This is a genomic window from Rahnella sp. PD4 (assembly GCF_049199325.1).
Classification (GTDB): Bacteria; Pseudomonadota; Gammaproteobacteria; order Enterobacterales; family Enterobacteriaceae; genus Rahnella; species Rahnella perminowiae.
In genome coordinates, this window is the sequence record NZ_JBLZQF010000005.1 from 19,264 (window position 1) to 36,076 (window position 16,813).

The 16,813-nt window shown below is 52.5% G+C and carries 16 protein-coding genes; 3 read left to right on the top strand and 13 right to left on the bottom strand.

The features are described from left to right. Nucleotides 1-163: 163 nt before the first annotated feature. The 7 genes from argD to ACOZIO_RS14175 all read right to left on the bottom strand — a co-directional run bounded on the left by argD (nucleotide 164) and on the right by ACOZIO_RS14175 (nucleotide 6,521). Nucleotides 164-1,381, bottom strand: a complete 1,218-nt coding sequence (argD, locus tag ACOZIO_RS14145) for a bifunctional acetylornithine/succinyldiaminopimelate transaminase (protein WP_129953773.1) — start codon at nucleotides 1,379-1,381, stop codon at nucleotides 164-166. Nucleotides 1,382-1,503: 122 nt separating this feature from the next. After that, nucleotides 1,504-2,079 carry an aminodeoxychorismate synthase component II gene (locus tag ACOZIO_RS14150; RefSeq protein ID WP_129953774.1) on the bottom strand — a complete coding sequence of 192 codons (576 nt, stop codon included), beginning with the start codon at nucleotides 2,077-2,079 and terminating at the stop codon, nucleotides 1,504-1,506. 76 nt (nucleotides 2,080-2,155) lie between these two features. Then, on the bottom strand, nucleotides 2,156-2,758 hold the full coding sequence (locus ACOZIO_RS14155; RefSeq protein WP_129991447.1) for a putative adenosine monophosphate-protein transferase Fic: 603 nt from the start codon (nucleotides 2,756-2,758) through the stop codon (nucleotides 2,156-2,158). Continuing rightward, nucleotides 2,748-2,921 (bottom strand): YhfG family protein, encoded by a 174-nt coding sequence (locus ACOZIO_RS14160; RefSeq protein WP_235173559.1) that lies wholly within the window; start codon nucleotides 2,919-2,921, stop codon nucleotides 2,748-2,750. The genes ACOZIO_RS14155 and ACOZIO_RS14160 overlap by 11 nt, the downstream gene beginning before the upstream one ends. A 94-nt stretch (nucleotides 2,922-3,015) precedes the next feature. Beyond that, on the bottom strand, nucleotides 3,016-4,221 hold the full coding sequence (locus tag ACOZIO_RS14165) for an aldose 1-epimerase family protein (protein ID WP_129953776.1): 1,206 nt from the start codon (nucleotides 4,219-4,221) through the stop codon (nucleotides 3,016-3,018). 304 nt (nucleotides 4,222-4,525) lie between these two features. Continuing rightward, on the bottom strand, nucleotides 4,526-5,092 hold the full coding sequence (gene ppiA, locus ACOZIO_RS14170; protein ID WP_129953777.1) for a peptidylprolyl isomerase A: 567 nt from the start codon (nucleotides 5,090-5,092) through the stop codon (nucleotides 4,526-4,528). Between the two features lie 145 nt (nucleotides 5,093-5,237). Continuing rightward, entirely contained in the window at nucleotides 5,238-6,521 is a 1,284-nt protein-coding gene (locus ACOZIO_RS14175) for a cytosine deaminase (protein ID WP_421595424.1), read from the bottom strand. Nucleotides 6,522-6,743: 222 nt separating this feature from the next. Here ACOZIO_RS14175 and nirB point away from each other — a divergent pair, with 222 nt between their 5' ends. From nirB to cysG, 3 genes are all read left to right on the top strand, one after another. After that, a complete protein-coding gene (gene nirB / locus ACOZIO_RS14180) occupies nucleotides 6,744-9,296 on the top strand; it encodes a nitrite reductase large subunit NirB (protein ID WP_129991449.1) in 2,553 nt (850 codons plus the stop codon). Next, nucleotides 9,293-9,643 carry a nitrite reductase small subunit NirD gene (gene nirD, locus ACOZIO_RS14185; RefSeq protein ID WP_129953780.1) on the top strand — a complete coding sequence of 117 codons (351 nt, stop codon included), beginning with the start codon at nucleotides 9,293-9,295 and terminating at the stop codon, nucleotides 9,641-9,643. Before nirB ends, nirD begins: the two co-directional genes overlap by 4 nt. A gap of 75 nt (nucleotides 9,644-9,718) precedes the next feature. Then, the gene (gene cysG, locus ACOZIO_RS14190) at nucleotides 9,719-11,113 is read left to right on the top strand and encodes a siroheme synthase CysG (RefSeq protein ID WP_129953781.1); all 1,395 of its coding nucleotides are present in this window, start codon (nucleotides 9,719-9,721) and stop codon (nucleotides 11,111-11,113) included. A gap of 78 nt (nucleotides 11,114-11,191) precedes the next feature. Here the strand turns inward: cysG and trpS are convergent, their stop codons facing one another. The 6 genes from trpS to aroB all read right to left on the bottom strand — a co-directional run bounded on the left by trpS (nucleotide 11,192) and on the right by aroB (nucleotide 16,784). After that, nucleotides 11,192-12,208, bottom strand: coding sequence for a tryptophan--tRNA ligase (gene trpS, locus ACOZIO_RS14195; protein WP_129953782.1), 1,017 nt, complete (start codon nucleotides 12,206-12,208; stop codon nucleotides 11,192-11,194). A gap of 1 nt (nucleotide 12,209) precedes the next feature. Further along, a complete protein-coding gene (locus ACOZIO_RS14200) occupies nucleotides 12,210-12,908 on the bottom strand; it encodes a phosphoglycolate phosphatase (RefSeq protein WP_129953783.1) in 699 nt (232 codons plus the stop codon). Then, nucleotides 12,901-13,578, bottom strand: a complete 678-nt coding sequence (gene rpe / locus ACOZIO_RS14205) for a ribulose-phosphate 3-epimerase (RefSeq protein ID WP_129953784.1) — start codon at nucleotides 13,576-13,578, stop codon at nucleotides 12,901-12,903. Before rpe ends, ACOZIO_RS14200 begins: the two co-directional genes overlap by 8 nt. A gap of 50 nt (nucleotides 13,579-13,628) precedes the next feature. After that, a complete protein-coding gene (gene dam / locus ACOZIO_RS14210) occupies nucleotides 13,629-14,444 on the bottom strand; it encodes an adenine-specific DNA-methyltransferase (protein ID WP_129953785.1) in 816 nt (271 codons plus the stop codon). 80 nt (nucleotides 14,445-14,524) lie between these two features. Continuing rightward, nucleotides 14,525-15,574, bottom strand: a complete 1,050-nt coding sequence (locus ACOZIO_RS14215; protein WP_129991450.1) for an SPOR domain-containing protein — start codon at nucleotides 15,572-15,574, stop codon at nucleotides 14,525-14,527. Nucleotides 15,575-15,701: 127 nt separating this feature from the next. Further along, nucleotides 15,702-16,784 carry a 3-dehydroquinate synthase gene (aroB, locus tag ACOZIO_RS14220; RefSeq protein WP_421595425.1) on the bottom strand — a complete coding sequence of 361 codons (1,083 nt, stop codon included), beginning with the start codon at nucleotides 16,782-16,784 and terminating at the stop codon, nucleotides 15,702-15,704. Nucleotides 16,785-16,813 lie beyond the last annotated feature (29 nt).

Sequence of the window (16,813 nt, forward strand, 5' to 3'; positions counted from 1 at the left end):
GCATTTAAATTTCCCGTCTCCGCTAACCTCCCCGCCCCAAACCCCCCAAACTGGGCTAGTCATAGCCCTCTTTGGTCGGTTTCGGCGCAAGAGACCATGTGATAAATGTTAGTGGGAAACCGAAATTTTCTCGATCAAGCGTTTAAAGACGGGGCCGTGGGGATCACCCCCCACAAACTTTCCCCACCGCCTTCTCAAACCTTTCCATCCCTTCGCTGATGTCAGCGAAATCAATCACCAGTGAAGGCGCAAACCGCATCACGTTTGGTCCGGCGACCAGCATCATCAGCCCGGCTTCTGCGGCGGCGGCATGGAATTCTCCGGCACGGTTTTTATACGCATCGGCAAGCTCGGCGCCGATCAGCAGCCCCTGACCACGGAACTCGTTGAAGATGTGATATTTCTGATTGATGGCATCCAGCGCGCTGATGAATTTCTCGCGGCGTTCGTTGATGCCAGCCAGTACATCAGGTGTATTGATGATATCCAGCGCAGCTTCAGCCACCGCACAGGCCAGCGGGTTGCCGCCGTAGGTGGTGCCGTGTTTGCCCGGCTCCATAACGGAAGCCACTTCTTCAGTTGCCAGCATGGCACTGACCGGGAAACCGCCGCCGAGCGCTTTGGCTGTGGTCAGAATATCGGGCGTCACGCCGTAGTGCATATAGCTGAACAGCTTGCCGCTGCGTCCCATACCGCTTTGTACTTCATCCAGAACCAGCAGCGCCTGATGTTTGTCACAAAGCTCGCGCAGGCCTTGCAGAAACGCCTGGGTAGCGGGGGTAACGCCGCCCTCCCCCTGCACCGGCTCAACCACAATGGCGCAGGTGTGGTCGTCGATCACCGCCTTTACGGCATCCAGATCGTTGAACGGCACATGCACAATGTCAGCGGGTTTCGGGCCGAAGCCGTCGGAGTATTTCGGCTGGCCACCCACGGAAACTGTGAACAACGTGCGACCATGGAAGGCGTTATGGAAAGCGATGATCTTACTTTTGTACGGGCTGTGACGGTGTGAAGCATAGTAACGCGCCAGTTTAAAAGCCGCTTCGTTGGCTTCAGCGCCGGAGTTAGCGAAAAATACACGGTCGGCAAAAGTGGCATCGATCAGCTTCTGCGCCAGTCGCAGGGCGGGTTCATTGGTAAATACATTACTGACATGCCAGAGGGTTTCGCCCTGCTCATGCAACGCTTTCACCAGTGCCGGATGGCAATGCCCGAGCGCTGTCACAGCAATACCCCCTGCGAAATCAACATATTCATTCCCTTGCTGATCCCAAACGCGACTGCCTTTACCTTTCACCGGAATGAATTTCGCCGGTGAATAAACCGGTAAAATGACTTTATCGAATGTACCCCGATCTACCGCTGATTTTTCTGACATTACTCGTCTCCCCACTGCCATTAATATGAAAATATAATCACAAAATATGCATAAAAAATCACAGACAGGCAAACGAAAATCGCACCCGAGGCGGAAGTAATTTTTTCAGCAATATTAACTGATTAGATTTTAAGGAAATTATCCAGAAGCTGGTGCCCCTGCTCGCTCAGAATGCTTTCAGGATGAAACTGAACGCCATGCAGGGGCAAGGTTTTGTGCATGATGCCCATAATGTCGTCGCGATCACCACTACGTTCTGTCCATGCCGTGACCTCAAAACAGTCGGGCAGCGTCTGTGGCGCGACCACCAGAGAATGGTAGCGCGTCACGGTCAGCGGATTATTCAGCCCGGTAAAGACGCTTCTGCCGGTATGGCGGACAGGTGAGGTTTTGCCGTGAATGGCCTGCCGCGCACGGACGATTTTCGCGCCGAACGCCTGCGCCATCGCCTGATGCCCGAGGCAAACGCCAAGAATCGGTAAACGGTGGGAGAAATGGACAATGGCGGGCAGGGATATGCCCGCCTGATCAGGCGTACACGGGCCCGGAGAAATCACCAGATGTGAAGGAGAAAGTTGTTCAATGTCGGAGAGGGTAAGCTGATCGTTACGCATTACTTTCACTTCTGCGCCCAGCTCGCAAAAATATTGATAGAGGTTGTAGGTGAAGGAATCGTAATTGTCGATCAGCAGCAGCATAGTATACCCGGTAAAAGTCGGAGAATTTACCGGGCAATTCTACGCATTTTTCAGCGCGGGCTCAGTATTTTGTCGCTTAATGTTCTTCCGGGATTTCACTGACAACGGTATTAAAAATTGCCACCAACCCTGATTCATCACCAAATACCGCTGTTTTATTGGCTGCCAGCCAGCTTTCCCGATCCACTTTAGACCAGTCAATGTCGTAGCCAGCATGAATGACCAGTTGCTCGATAAAAATGCGCAGCGCACGACCATTCCCTGTGCGGAACGGATGCAGCAAATTCAGCCCGGTATAATAATGAGCCAGTCGCTCAGCAAGATTATCCAGCGGTAAGCCGATCAGAAATTTCTCCTCTTCCAGTTCCTGCATCAGCGCATTGCCCTCTTTTTCAATGTATTCGAAATGGCAAAACGGCGTGTCATCCTTATAAATATCGATCTCACGGAACTCGCCTGCCCAGGTATAAATATCCTGGAACAAGGACAGATGCACCGCACACAGATGCGGCAATCCCATCACTGAAGGCCCAAGCGGCATCGCTGACGCGCGCAGGGCAGTAAACGCCAGTTCAGCCTGCAACAGCCGATGCTCTTCACGTATTTCCAGCCGGTTTTTGAGCACATTGATGCCGGGATAATAATAAGGGTCGGCACCGGCCACGAGTTTATCGTTCATAGTGCTTCCTCAGTTCGGTGAGACGTTGTGAAATTTGTTCGTTGTCTAACGTGATAACCTCAACCTGCAAACCATCAAGCGCACTGCTGGCCTGAAAGTTCTGCCGCTGACGTTCGCGAAAAAGTTTTTCCTGCTGCCTGAGTGTCAGTTTCTTCGCCATCATTTCCTCCCTGGGTACAGCTATTCGGGCATATACCTTGTGGAGTTAAGTATAGACAGAGAAAAAAGGGCGCCAGCCTCAGCGCCCTAAACTCGGATTATTCAACAGCGATAGGGGTCTCGTTCACGTCTGTTTTATGATCTGCCTGAAGTGTTTTCACCCGATCCTCAAGCTGTTTCACCGCCTGCGCATCCGGCAGAAGTGAATATTTCAACTCAAAGACCGTGCTCTGGCCGGGTTGCAGTTGTTTCACGCGGCCTTGTTTACGTTCGATAGTCACCGGATAGGCATAGTTAGTGCCCGGTTCGATACCCGTAACGTAACCCTGCTTCAGGGTGTCGGTATTTTTCCACAGCGTCAGCAGCGGCAACTGATGGGTATCGAATTCAATCGATGCGCCCTTGTTCCCCGCTTTGTTCACTACGCCGGCAATCGTTTTACCCTGCGCATCCGCCAGCGGCACCATGTTAAAGACCATCTCATCAAAGCCTTTGGTCGGCCCGGCGTAAGTCTGCCAGTCTGCTAAACCTTTTTTGGCGTAATCATTGAACGGAGAGATTGATTTCAGCGGCGCAATGAAACGGGCACCCTGCTCAAGGATCGGCTGACCGAAATTACTGTGATAAATAATCTGATAGTCGTGCGGATAATCCGACTGGTTAGTCAGGGTGTCGTGAATAGTCCACGAATGGCTACCCGGCACGTAACGCAGTTCAGTCCAGGTTTCCAGCTTGGCTTTCTTAAAGGTATCTTCTTTCAGCAAGCCACGCACTGTGATTTCATGAGGGGCTTTATCGGCGATCTCAACCACCACTTTCGAGGCGGGTGTATTGCCTGCCCGGCCGTGCAACGTATAAATCATGCCGTCGGCAGTAACAGGATGTCCGGTCCATTCAAAGCCGCAACGCACCATCATTTCGTTGAAACCTTCCAGCCAGCCCACACCGTTACGGCTTTCAAGATTGATGTACGCAGGATTGACCACTTCCTGAACCGGAGAATCCCAGCCTAAGCGAATGTTATCGCCGGTCACGTGCAATAAATCCATCCCGCGCGTCGGGCTGAGAGCGATGGTCAGTCCCTTGCTGGTAATGGTAATAACTTTTGACCCTTCCTGTTTGCCACCGTGTAACACTTTTTGTTCGATGCTGAAATCGGTTCCCGCAATGTTCAGCTTTTTGCTATCAGTCTTCCAGTTTCCCAGTTCTGTACCGGCTTCAGCATCCGTCAGCACGATAGTTTGTGCAGCAGCTTGCCACGAAAAAAGCCCCAGAACGATCCCGGTTGCGAGTAATTTTTTCACAATAACCCCTTTTTGCTGAATTGATTTAGCCCAAAAGCAATTCAGCCTACAAACTCCGTCAGGCGAAAAATGTGACAGCCTTCAAGTTGAGCGTTTTTGAGGCTAAATGGCAGATGGTAACGTGCCCGGCTTCGCAAAAATTGTTTGGTTGAGGGAAAATTTGCACATGAAATTGAGATCTGAAACAAGAATGAAGGTTCATAAGCTGATGCGTTTCAGCTTAAGCGTGTTAGCAGACAGGCAATAAAAAGCCCCCGGAACCGGAGGCTTAGAAAAACAGTATTCTGGAAGAAAGGCTGAGAAATTAAGGCAGCACTTTCGCAGACAGGATCACAATCGGCGTCGTCGGCACGTTCTGATAAGGCCCGACATTATTGGTTTTGACCTGAGACATTTTGTCTACCACATCCATCCCTTTGATGACTTTACCGAATACGGCATAGCCGAAATCACGCTGACCGTGATCGAGGAAGGCGTTATCTGCCACATTGATGAAGAACTGGCTGGTCGCGCTGTCTTTATCGGCAGTACGCGCCATGGCGATGGTGCCGCGCAGGTTGCGCAGGCCGTTATCCGCTTCGTTCTTGATGGGCTCTTTGGTCGCTTTCTGCTGCATGTCAGCCGTAAAACCGCCCCCCTGAACCATGAAACCTGGGATCACGCGATGAAAAATGGTGTTGTTGTAATAGCCGCTCTGGGCGTAATCAACGAAATTCTTTACAGAAACCGGTGCCTTCGCACTGTCGAGTTCCAGTTCGATATTCCCTGCTGAAGTGGTCAGCATGACGTGGGTTTGAGCGGCCGCAAGAACGGGCGACATTGCAGTCAGGGATAGCAGCGCAGTGAGGGCCACTAAAGTACGTTTAAACATGACAGTTCCTTTCTCCAGAATACAAACAACAGATCTTACTGATTCTAAAGAGCCTTTACGCTCAGCGCCAGACCTTTACTTTTATTTACGCTTGAGAATAAATATTCTAATTATTTCAAAATATTACACCCTGTTTTTAACGGTCTTAACTGTTGAAATCTACAGGGTAATCTTCATGAAGATGGATGACCGTTTTTGCGAGCTGTGTTTGCGCGATCAGTACCCCTTCGCGCACGGAATATTGTACCGGCGTCTGGCGGCGTACGGCATCAAAACCACTTTGCGCCGGCAGGATCACCAGGCTGGCAGCATTGCCGCTTTCAAGACCATAACCTTCCAGATTCATAGTCCGGGCGCTGCAGGTGGTGATGAGCTTCAGCCCGTCATCAATTTGCTGATATCCCATTAACTGGCAGACATGCAACCCCATATGCAGTACCTGCAACATATTCGCGGTACCAAGCGGATACCACGGGTCAAACACATCATCATGCCCGAAACAGACATTGATCCCCGCCTCCAGCATTTCCTTCACACGCGTTATACCGCGGCGTTTCGGATAAGTATCAAACCGCCCCTGCAGGTGGATATTGACCAGCGGGTTGGCGACAAAGTTGATACCGGACATTTTCAGCAGGCGGAATAAACGCGAGGTATACGCCCCGTTGTAGGAATGCATTGCCGTGGTATGACTGGCGGTGACGCGTGGTCCCATATTTTCCCGCAAGGCCAGCGCGGCCACAGTTTCGACAAAACGCGACTGTTCATCGTCAATTTCATCGCAATGGACGTCGATCAGCTTGTCGTATTTTTTCGCCAGTTCGAAGGTTTTATGCAGTGATTCAACGCCGTATTCGCGGGTGAATTCGAAATGCGGAATAGCGCCTACCACATCCGCGCCCAGCCTCAGCGCTTCTTCCAGCAAGGCCTCACCGTTCGGGTACGACATAATGCCTTCCTGCGGAAACGCCACAATTTGCAGCGTGATCCACGGCGCGACTTCGGCTTTCACTTCCAGCATGGCGTTGAGCGCCGTCAGCGTCGGGTCAGACACATCCACATGAGTGCGCACATGCTGGATGCCGTTGGCAATCTGCCACTTCAGGGTTTGCCATGCGCGCTGTTTAACATCTTCATGCGAGAGCAGCGCTTTGCGTTCAGCCCAGCGCTCAATGCCTTCGAATAACGTGCCGGACTGATTCCATGCTGGCTGACCGGCAGTCTGGGTGGTATCAAGATGGATATGCGGTTCGATAAAAGGGGGGATTGCCAGCCCGCCTTCAGCATCAAGGATATGTTTGCCGTAATCGGCATTGTCCAACTGGGGGACAATCTGGCGTATCACGGTGTCGTCGATGTCTATCTGCCATAACCCTTCACGGCCAGGCAACCTGACATTTTTAACGGTACGCAAAAGAGTTTTCTTCACGCATTACCTCACCATTTTTAGAAAGACTGTGTTGTGGTTTTTTAAAAGCCAATCCTAGAACAATAGCCTGAAAGTGTTTATAAATCGAAAGGTTACACAAAAACCCAATGAAATCAGTTAAATACCCCCTAAGGAGTATATTGGGATCGGCTTGATTTGCATCAATACCCCCTGTTACGCGCGGGTTATGTTTAGCCTCAGAAAATCAATATTGAGGCAATTATGAGCAAAGTCAGAATCGCGATGATTGGCAACGGCATGGTCGGCCATCGCTTTATCGAAGATTTACTGGATAAAGCAGAACCGGATCAGTTCGATATCACGGTGTTTTGTGAAGAGCCGCGCGTGGCCTATGACCGCGTCCATCTTTCCTCTTATTTTTCCCACCATACTGCGGAAGAGCTGTCACTGGTTCGCGAAGGATTTTACGAAAAGCATCATGTCAATGTGCTGATTGGCGAAAGGGCAATTACGCTCAACCGCAGTGAAAAAGTCATTCACTCCAGCAGCGGTCGCACGGTGTATTACGACAAACTGATTATTGCTACCGGCTCCTACCCGTGGGTGCCGCCGATTACCGGTTCTGATGGTCAGGATTGCTTCGTTTACCGCACCATTGAAGACTTACATGCCATCGAGGCCTGTGCCCGTCGCAGTAAACGCGGTGCGGTGGTCGGGGGCGGTTTGCTCGGCCTCGAAGCAGCCGGGGCACTGAAAAACCTTGGCGTAGAAACGCACGTTGTCGAATTTGCGCCTGGCCTGATGGCGGAACAGCTTGATACACAGGGTGGCAGCCAGCTTCGTCAGAAAATCGAAAGCATGGGCGTACGCGTTCATACCGCCAAAAATACGCGCCAGATTGTTCAGGGCGGCAGTGCTGCCCGTAAAACAATGGAATTTGCCGACGGTACTTTCCTCGAAGTCGATTTCATCGTGTTCTCCACCGGTATCCGACCGCAGGACAAACTGGCACGTCAGTGCGATCTGCAGATCGCCCCGCGCGGCGGCATCGTGATTAATGATCAGTGCCAAACCAGTGACCCGGACGTCTATGCCATCGGCGAATGTGCCTCGTGGAATCAGCGGACTTTTGGACTGGTCGCGCCGGGTTACAAAATGGCGCAGGTCACCGCCGACCATTTACTGGGTCGCGATAACGCTTTCACGGGTGCCGACATGAGCGCCAAACTGAAACTGTTAGGCGTCGATGTGGCCGGTATCGGCGACGCCCATGCCCGTACGCCAGGCGCGCGCAGCTATGTCTATCTGGATGAAACCAAAGCATTGTATAAACGCCTGGTCGTCAGCGAAGATAATAAAACGCTGCTTGGCGCAGTGCTGGTCGGCGACACCAGTGATTACGGCAATCTGCTGCAACGGGTACTGAACAGTATTCCTTTGCCGGAAAATCCGGATGCGCTGATCCTGCCCGCTCATGCAGGCAGTGGCGGCGCAGTGATGGGCACTGATGCCCTGCCGGAAAGCGCACAAATCTGTTCGTGTTTTGACGTCACCAAAGGCGATATCATCAAAGCAGTTCAGGGTGGCTGTCTTACCGTGGCGGCGCTGAAATCAGCAACGAAAGCTGGCACTGGCTGTGGCGGCTGTATTCCGCTGGTGACGCAGATACTGAATGCCGAACTCAGCAAACAAGGCATCGAAGTTAACCATCATCTTTGCGAACACTTCGCGTATTCGCGGCAGGAGCTTTATCACCTGATCCGCGTTGAAGGCATCCGCTCATTCAACGATTTGCTGAATAAATACGGCAAAGGCTACGGCTGCGAAGTCTGTAAACCAACCGTCGGCTCGCTGCTGGCCTCCTGCTGGAATGATTATGTGCTGAAATCGCAGCACACGCCGTTGCAGGACACCAACGATGTGTTTCTCGCCAACATGCAAAAAGACGGCACCTATTCCGTTATACCGCGTTCGCCGGGTGGTGAAATCACGCCGCAAGGCTTGCAGGCAATAGGTGAAATCGCGGCTGAGTACAATCTCTACACTAAGATTACCGGTTCACAGCGTATCGGCATGTTCGGCGCGCAAAAAGACGATTTACCGGCCATCTGGCAGAAACTGATCAGTGCCGGATTCGAAACCGGTCAGGCGTACGCCAAAGCCCTGCGCATGGCGAAAACCTGCGTTGGCAGCACCTGGTGCCGTTATGGTGTGGGCGACAGCCTCGGTTTCGGCATCAGCCTGGAAAACCGCTACAAAGGCATCCGTACCCCGCATAAAATGAAATTCGGCGTATCCGGCTGTACCCGTGAATGCTCTGAAGCACAGGGCAAAGATGTCGGGATTATCGCGACAGAAAACGGCTGGAATCTTTATGTCTGCGGCAACGGTGGCATGAAACCACGGCACGGTGATTTACTGGCCGCCGATCTGGATAATGACACCCTGCTGCGTTATCTCGACCGTTTCATGATGTTCTACATCCGCACCGCCGATAAGCTGCAACGCACCTCGGTCTGGATGGATAACCTCGAAGGCGGTATCGGCTACCTGCGCAAAGTCATCATCGATAACAAACTGGGGCTTAACGATCAACTGGAAGCCGAACTGGCACGCCTGCGTGAATCGGCCGTTTGCGAGTGGCAGGAAACCCTGAACGACCCGGCTGCGCAAACCCGCTTCAGCCATTTTATCAACAGCAGCCAGCGTGACCCGAACGTGCAGTTTGTCGGTGAGCGTCAGCAGCATCGTCCGGCGCGTCCCGACGAGCGTATTCCGGTGAGACAAATCGCCGGCGGGGAGGAAGTATTATGAACCAGTGGTTAACACTTTGTTCCGTCGACCAGATCTTACCCGCCTGCGGTGTATGCGCGCTGGCAGGCGATCAGCAGGTTGCGCTATTCCGTCCTTACGCTGATGAGCAGATTTTTGCCCTGTCGAACATTGACCCGTTTGCACAGGCCAGCGTGCTGTCACGGGGGATTATCGCGGAACATCAGGGCGAGTTGTGGGTCGCCAGTCCGCTGAAAAAACAGCATTTTCGTCTGACCGACGGAGTCTGCATGGAAGACGAACAGTATTCAGTTCCGGCTTACGAGGTCCGTGTACAGAACGGCAATGTGGAAATCAATACCGCCAGCCTTCAGTCTGTAGCCGGCTAAACTGCACGCCTTCCACGCCGCCTCCGGGCGGCGTTATTATCTGTTCCGCCACATCAGTTTGATAGAGAAGCGTCCATGGATTATTTGCCCCTCTTTTGTCAGTTAAAAAACAGAGCCTGTTTACTGGTTGGTGCCGGTGATGTTGCTGAACGTAAAGCGCGTCTGCTGCTGGAAGCTGGCGCAGAACTGACGGTGAATGCCCTCACCTTTACACCGCAATTTCAGATGTGGGCAGACGAAGGTAAAGTCCGCCTGTTACGCGGTGAATTCTCACCACTGCTGGTGGATGAAAAATGGCTGGTGGTCGCCGCGACCAATTCCGACCTGGTAAATCAGGAAGTCAGCGAAGCCGCAGATCACCGGCGCGTGTTCTGTAACGTGGTCGATGCACCGGAAAGTGCCAGCGTGATTATGCCGTCAATCATTGACCGTTCTCCGCTGATGATCGCCGTGTCTTCCGGCGGCAATGCGCCGGTGCTGGCGCGTTTACTGCGCGAACGTCTGGAGTCCATTCTGCCGCAGCATCTGGGCAAACTGGCGCAGATTGCGGGCGGATTGCGGGCGCGGGTCAAGACATGCTTCCCTGATGCCTCCGAGCGCCGTCGCTGGTGGGAAAAACTGTTTAACCATCATCGCCTGGCGCAGTCGCTGGCGAATAATGACACTGCGCAATCCCACGAATATCTTGAAGCATTATTCCATGAACCCGTGGATAAACATGGCGAGGTCATTCTGGTCGGTGCCGGACCGGGCGATGCCGGATTACTGACACTCAAAGGCTTGCAGCAAATGCAACTGGCCGATGTGGTGGTTTACGACCGTCTGGTTTCCGACAGTGTGCTGAATCTGGTTCGTCGTGACGCAGAGCGGATTTTCGTGGGCAAGCGCGCGGGACATCATTGTGTACCGCAGGAAAGCATCAATAAAATCCTGCTGGAACAGGCCCAGATGGGCAAACGCGTTGTCCGGCTGAAAGGGGGCGATCCCTTTATCTTTGGTCGTGGTGGCGAAGAACTGGAAGCGCTGAAAGCCGCAGGCATCGCGTTTTCCGTGGTGCCGGGCATCACGGCGGCCTCCGGTTGCTCCGCTTACAGTGGCATTCCGCTGACCCACCGCGACCATGCACAAAGCGTGCGGCTGATCACCGGTCATGCGAAGCAGGACGGCATTGTGGACTGGGCCTGCATGGCGCAAAGCCAGCAAACGCTGGTTTTTTATATGGGGCTCACGCAGGCCGGAGAGATTCAGCGCCGTCTGCTGGAAAACGGTCTGGCTGCAGAAACACCTGTCGCACTGGTAGAAAACGGCACCAGCCAGCAACAGCGGGTGGTGACAGGGATGCTCACAGAGCTCGATAAGCTGGCGAAAGAGGTGCGCAGTCCCAGTCTGATTATTGTCGGCAGTGTGGTGAGCTTACGTCAGAAACTTAACTGGTTTGCCAGCGAAACCGTGGTGGTACAACAGAATTGAGCACACCGCTTTCCTGAGGTCTTAAAGCAAAAAACCACGTCCGCAGACGTGGTTTTGATTTAACAATCGAAGTAGAAATTATGGAAGCGTGACGAAGCCAATCGCTTCATAAGCTTTCTTCAGTGTCACGCTGGCACGGGCACGGGCTTTCTCAGCGCCCTCTTTCATTACCTGTTGCAGATAAGCCTCGTCGCTGCGGAAACGGTTAAAACGTTCCTGCACGTCGGTCAGCATGCCTGAAACCGCTTCGGCAACCGCACCTTTCAGATGACCATACATCTGGCCTTCGAATTCCGCTTCCAGCTCCGGAATGCCTTTGCCGGTCACACCGGAAAGAATATCCAGCAGGTTAGAAACACCCGGCTTGTTTTTAATATCGTAACGGATGACAGGCGGCTCTTCAGAATCCGTCATCGCGCTTTTAATCTTCTTGGTCACCGCTTTTGGATCTTCCAGCAGGCCGATCACGTTTTTACGATTGTCATCCGACTTAGACATCTTCTTGGTCGGTTCCTGCAATGACATAACCCGCGCACCGGATTTCGGAATAAACGGCTCCGGCACAGTAAATACATCGCCATACAACGCGTTGAAACGGCTGGCAATATCTCGGCTGAGTTCCAGGTGCTGTTTCTGATCTTCACCGACCGGTACCTGATGGGTCTGGTACAGCAAAATATCCGCCGCCATCAATACCGGATAATCGAACAGACCAGCGGTAATGCTTTCGCTGTTGGATGTCTCATAGCGCGCAGATTTATCTTTGAACTGCGTCATACGGCCCAGCTCACCGAAATAGGTATAGCAGTTCAGCGCCCAGCTTAGCTGGGTATGTTCAGGAACATGAGACTGCACGAAGACAGTACTTTTCTTCGGATCAATACCGACCGCCAGATACAGCGCCAGCGTATCGAGGGTTGCTTTACGCAACTTCTCCGCATCCTGACGTACGGTGATCGCGTGCAAATCGACGATACAGTAAATGCATTCGTAATCGTCCTGCATTTTGACCCATTGACGCAGCGCACCCATGTAGTTGCCAATGGTCAATTCGCCGGAGGGCTGTGCGCCACTAAATACGATGGGTTTACTCATTTTATGCTTCCTGATCTTTTAAAGATGACAGCCCTAACGTGGGCAAAAGGTCGGCGAAATTATCCAGTACGCGATCGGGTTTGGTCAGCGCGATAGTTTCACCGTAGTTATAGCCATAAGTCATGCCCACACACGGACAGCCAGCGGCTTGTGCAGCGTGAATATCATTGCGGGAATCCCCCACAAAGACCATTTCACTGGCACGCAATCCAAGCAGTGCCAGCGTCATATAGACCGGCGCCGGATGCGGTTTTTTCGCCACGACATCATCACCGCCAATCACGACCGTGAAATAGCTGTCGATGCCTAACGATTGCAGTAAAGGCGCAATGAAAGGCGTCGGTTTGTTGGTCACCAGCCCCATGGGCATGCCTGTGGCTGCCAATGCTGCCAGCGTCTCTTTGACTTGCGGGTATAAGCGGCTGCCACCTGCGGCGGTATCGGCATAATAATGATCAAATTTATCGCGCACCGTCTGCAGGAAAGCTGGCGATAAATCGCCTCCGGCCCAGCGGACGGCACGTTCTACCATGACATCAGCGCCATTGCCAATCCAGGTACTAAGACGCTCAACGCCTGCGGCAGGTAAACTGAAATCACGCAGCGCCATATCCATCGCTTCGGAGAGACCCGGTGCGCTATCGACCAGCGTACCGTCGAGATCAAAACCTAAACCGCGCGCCTCAAGGAGCTCAGACATGCGAGACCTTAGCCAGTTCACTGCGCATATGGTCGATCACCGTACGGTAATCCGGCTGATTAAAGATAGCGGAACCGGCGACAAACATATCTGCACCCGCTGCGGCGATTTCACCGATATTTTCGGCCTTCACTCCGCCATCAACTTCCAGACGAATGTCATAACCGCTGGCGTCAATGATCTTGCGAACCTGACGCAGTTTATCCAGTGTGCCCGGAATAAACGACTGACCTCCGAAGCCTGGATTCACCGACATCAGCAGGATCACGTCGAGTTTATCCATCACGTATTCGAGATAGCTCAGGGAGGTCGCCGGGTTAAACACCAGACCGGCTTTACAGCCATGGCTTTTAATCAGCTGCAGTGAGCGGTCAACATGTTCAGACGCTTCGGGATGGAAGGTAATGTAAGAGGCACCGGCTTCGGCAAAATCCGGGATCAGGCGATCAACCGGTTTAACCATCAGATGAACATCAATAGGTGCGGTAATGCCGTAGTTACGCAACGATTTAAGAATGGCTGGCCCCATCGTCAGATTGGGAACGTAGTGGTTATCCATCACATCAAAATGGACAACATCTCCGCCCGCTTCCAGGGCTTTGGCTGTATCTTCACCCAGACGGGCAAAATCAGCAGACAGAATGGACGGTGCAATCAAAAACTGTTTCATCCGCTTCTCCAAACGATAGGTTTACCCGATGATCACCGGCTGACCGGCCATCAGCGATATAGCGCTAAAAGTTCATTCACCATGCTGCGCTGGGCAACTTTACTGCTGATAGTACGGCGCGCTGACACACGGTGCAGCTGTTTCGCCTGAGCGTACCATTCCAGCGTCAGAGGTGTTTCGTGGTTGGAAATCAGCACCGGCACATCGTTCTCATTAGAAAGCTGATACGCCAGACGAGCCAGATTGCGCTGATCATCCATGCTAAAACTGTTGGTGTGGTACGCCGTAAAATTTGCTGTCGCAGAAAGCGGGGCATAAGGCGGATCACAATAAACCACCGAGCCAGACTGTGCTTTCAGCAAGGTGTCCTGGTAATGCTCACAAACAAATACCGCATGCTTCGCTTTTTCAGCAAACCAGTAGAGTTCTTCTTCAGGGAAATACGGCTTTTTATAACGCCCGAAAGGCACATTAAACGCGCCACTGAGATTATAACGACACAGGCCGTTGTAACAATGGCGGTTAAGATAGAGGAAAAGTACCGAACGACGATAAATATCGCTGCTGGCATTAAACTCAGCCCTCAGGACGTAAAAACGATCTGATTCGTTAAACTCTGGCGTGAACAGCACACGTGCATCACGCACGAATTCTTCAGTGCGTGTCTTCACAATGTTGTAAAGATTGATCAGGTCGTTGTTGATATCCGCCAGAATATAAGCGTCATACTCGGTATTCAAAAATACCGAGCCCGCGCCAACAAAAGGCTCAATCAGACAATCTCCCACCGGAAGATGACGTTTGATGTCATCAATCAGCGGGTATTTGCCGCCAGCCCACTTCAAAAACGCGCGGTTCTTCTTCATGCCGTCAGTTAGCTACTTATACAATTCACAGCCGCGGATTGTATCCTGTTTTTAGACAGCAAATCGCGTTGAGATCAGTTTCATTTTTTCAGGTCTTGCTGTACCTGATGTACAGGTTTGACCCACGGTTTTTTAGCCTGAACTTCCGCAGGCAGACTGGAAATAGCACGTTTGGCCTCTGCAGAAGAAGCATAGTTACCACTTACCAGTACAAACCACGGCTTCCCTTCGCGGGCGGTCTGATAAACCAAATAATTTTTCAGGCCCTGCTGTTTTGCAAACGCATTCAGTGTATTGGACTGAGAAGCACCGCTCAGTTGCAGGGTAAAGTGCGTACCTGGTGCAGACTTAATGCCCGACATGCTACCAGAAGCTGCGGCCGGTGCAGATGCAACCGGAGCAGATGACGCAGTGGACTTCGTTACCGGCGTTTTCGCTGTATGCGATGCCGTAGCGGCTGTTTTATGCTCAGCAGGCTTCGAAGTATGAGCAGGTTGCGCATTTCGCGAAGCTTGCGCAGGGCGTGTATGGGTGGCTGACGGCTGAGAACCTGCCGGGGCCTGAGTACGTGCTGAACCATTAACGGTTGCGGGTGCGGTCGGCAAAGAAGTCAGTGACTGAGCTGCGGGTGCCATGCTGCCTTGTGCCACACCATCGACCTGATTTTGCTGGGAAGAGAGCGCATCACTCATATCACCCGGCAAATCGACACGTTCTTTCGCCTGACCATTATCCGGAACAGGCTGAGCTTCAGTTGGTGTCGGGGAAACTGGCGGTAAACCGATACTCTTCGGTTGCTGGCCATCGGCTGGCTGCTGACCGTCTATAGCTTGCGCTGTATTGGCCTGAGCCTGAGCAGAAGGCTGAGCAGGTGCCGCCGCATCATTACCCGCGAGACTAATGTCTTTCGGACCATTGTTCTGCTGAGCAGGCTGGCTGGAGGAAGATGACTTCATGGCAGAGCCGATACCGACAATCAGCAATACCAGCACCACAATACCGATGCCGATCATCACGTACTGACGGGATACCGCAACTTTTGGAATGGAAGGAGACGGTTTGCGCGCGCGCGGTGGGCGGCGATCGCTGGTGTCTGGTTTGAGATCGTCTTCCGGTGTTAAATCATCCATCTAAAACCTCCAACCCGGCAAAAGCCTCAAGAGGCTTTACGCGGAGCAACTATCCTGACTAAAAATATAAAGCTTTGCTGGCAAACGTAAAATCGATCGTTATGTGGCCACCATGATGACCACTGTCTTAACGGCAATCTTCAATCGAAGCCAGCACCATTTCATGCGATACGCCGGAGCGTACTTCCGACTGACCTATTGCTTTCGGCAAAACCAGACGCAGCTCGCCAGCCAGTACTTTCTTATCACGCATCATGTGCGGCAGATAGGACTGCGCCTCCATAACTTCAGGGCCGGTCACAGGTAAACCCGCACGGGTCAGCAAAGTTTTTACCCGGGCTATGTCACCCAGACTGAACTGCCCAAGGCGATGGGCCGTATAACAGGCCATCACCATACCGGCTGCCACAGCTTCGCCATGCAACCAGTTACCGTAACCCATTTCGGCTTCAATAGCATGGCCGTAAGTATGGCCCAGATTCAGCAAGGCGCGCATGCCGTTTTCACGTTCATCGGCGGCCACAACCTCGGCTTTCAGCTCGCAGCAACGGCGGATGCAATATGCCAGCGCATTCATATCCAGCGCCAGTAAAGCTTCCATGTTGTCTTCAAGCCAGACAAAGAAATCAGCATCCAGAATAATGCCGTATTTGATAACTTCTGCGAGACCCGAAGACATTTCACGGGCAGGCAGCGTTCGCAGACAGTCGAGATCAACCACTACCGACGCAGGCTGATAAAACGCGCCGATCATGTTTTTTCCGAGTGGATGGTTTACCGCCGTTTTACCGCCAACGGAGGAATCAACCTGAGAAAGCAGCGTGGTTGGCACCTGAACAAAGCGCACACCGCGCTGATAACTGGCTGCAGCGTAGCCGGTTAAATCACCGACGACGCCACCACCAAGGGCGATCAGAGTCGTATCACGTCCGTGCGGCTTTTTGAGCAACGCGGAGAACACATCATTGAGAACAGTCAGGGATTTGTATTGTTCACCATCAGGCAAAATAACCTGATCAACACGAACGCCTGCCTGCTCCAGCACTGAACGAATAGCGTCCAGATAGAGAGGGGCCAGGGTTTCGTTGGTCACTATCATGACCTGATCGCCTGCCTTTACCGGCATAAAAGAAGCCGGATCGTGGAACAATCCGGCAGCAATCGTAATGGGGTAGCTACGCTCCCCTAACGTTACGGTAATCCTCTCCATGTCGTGCTCTGTGACCTTCTTTAACTGAC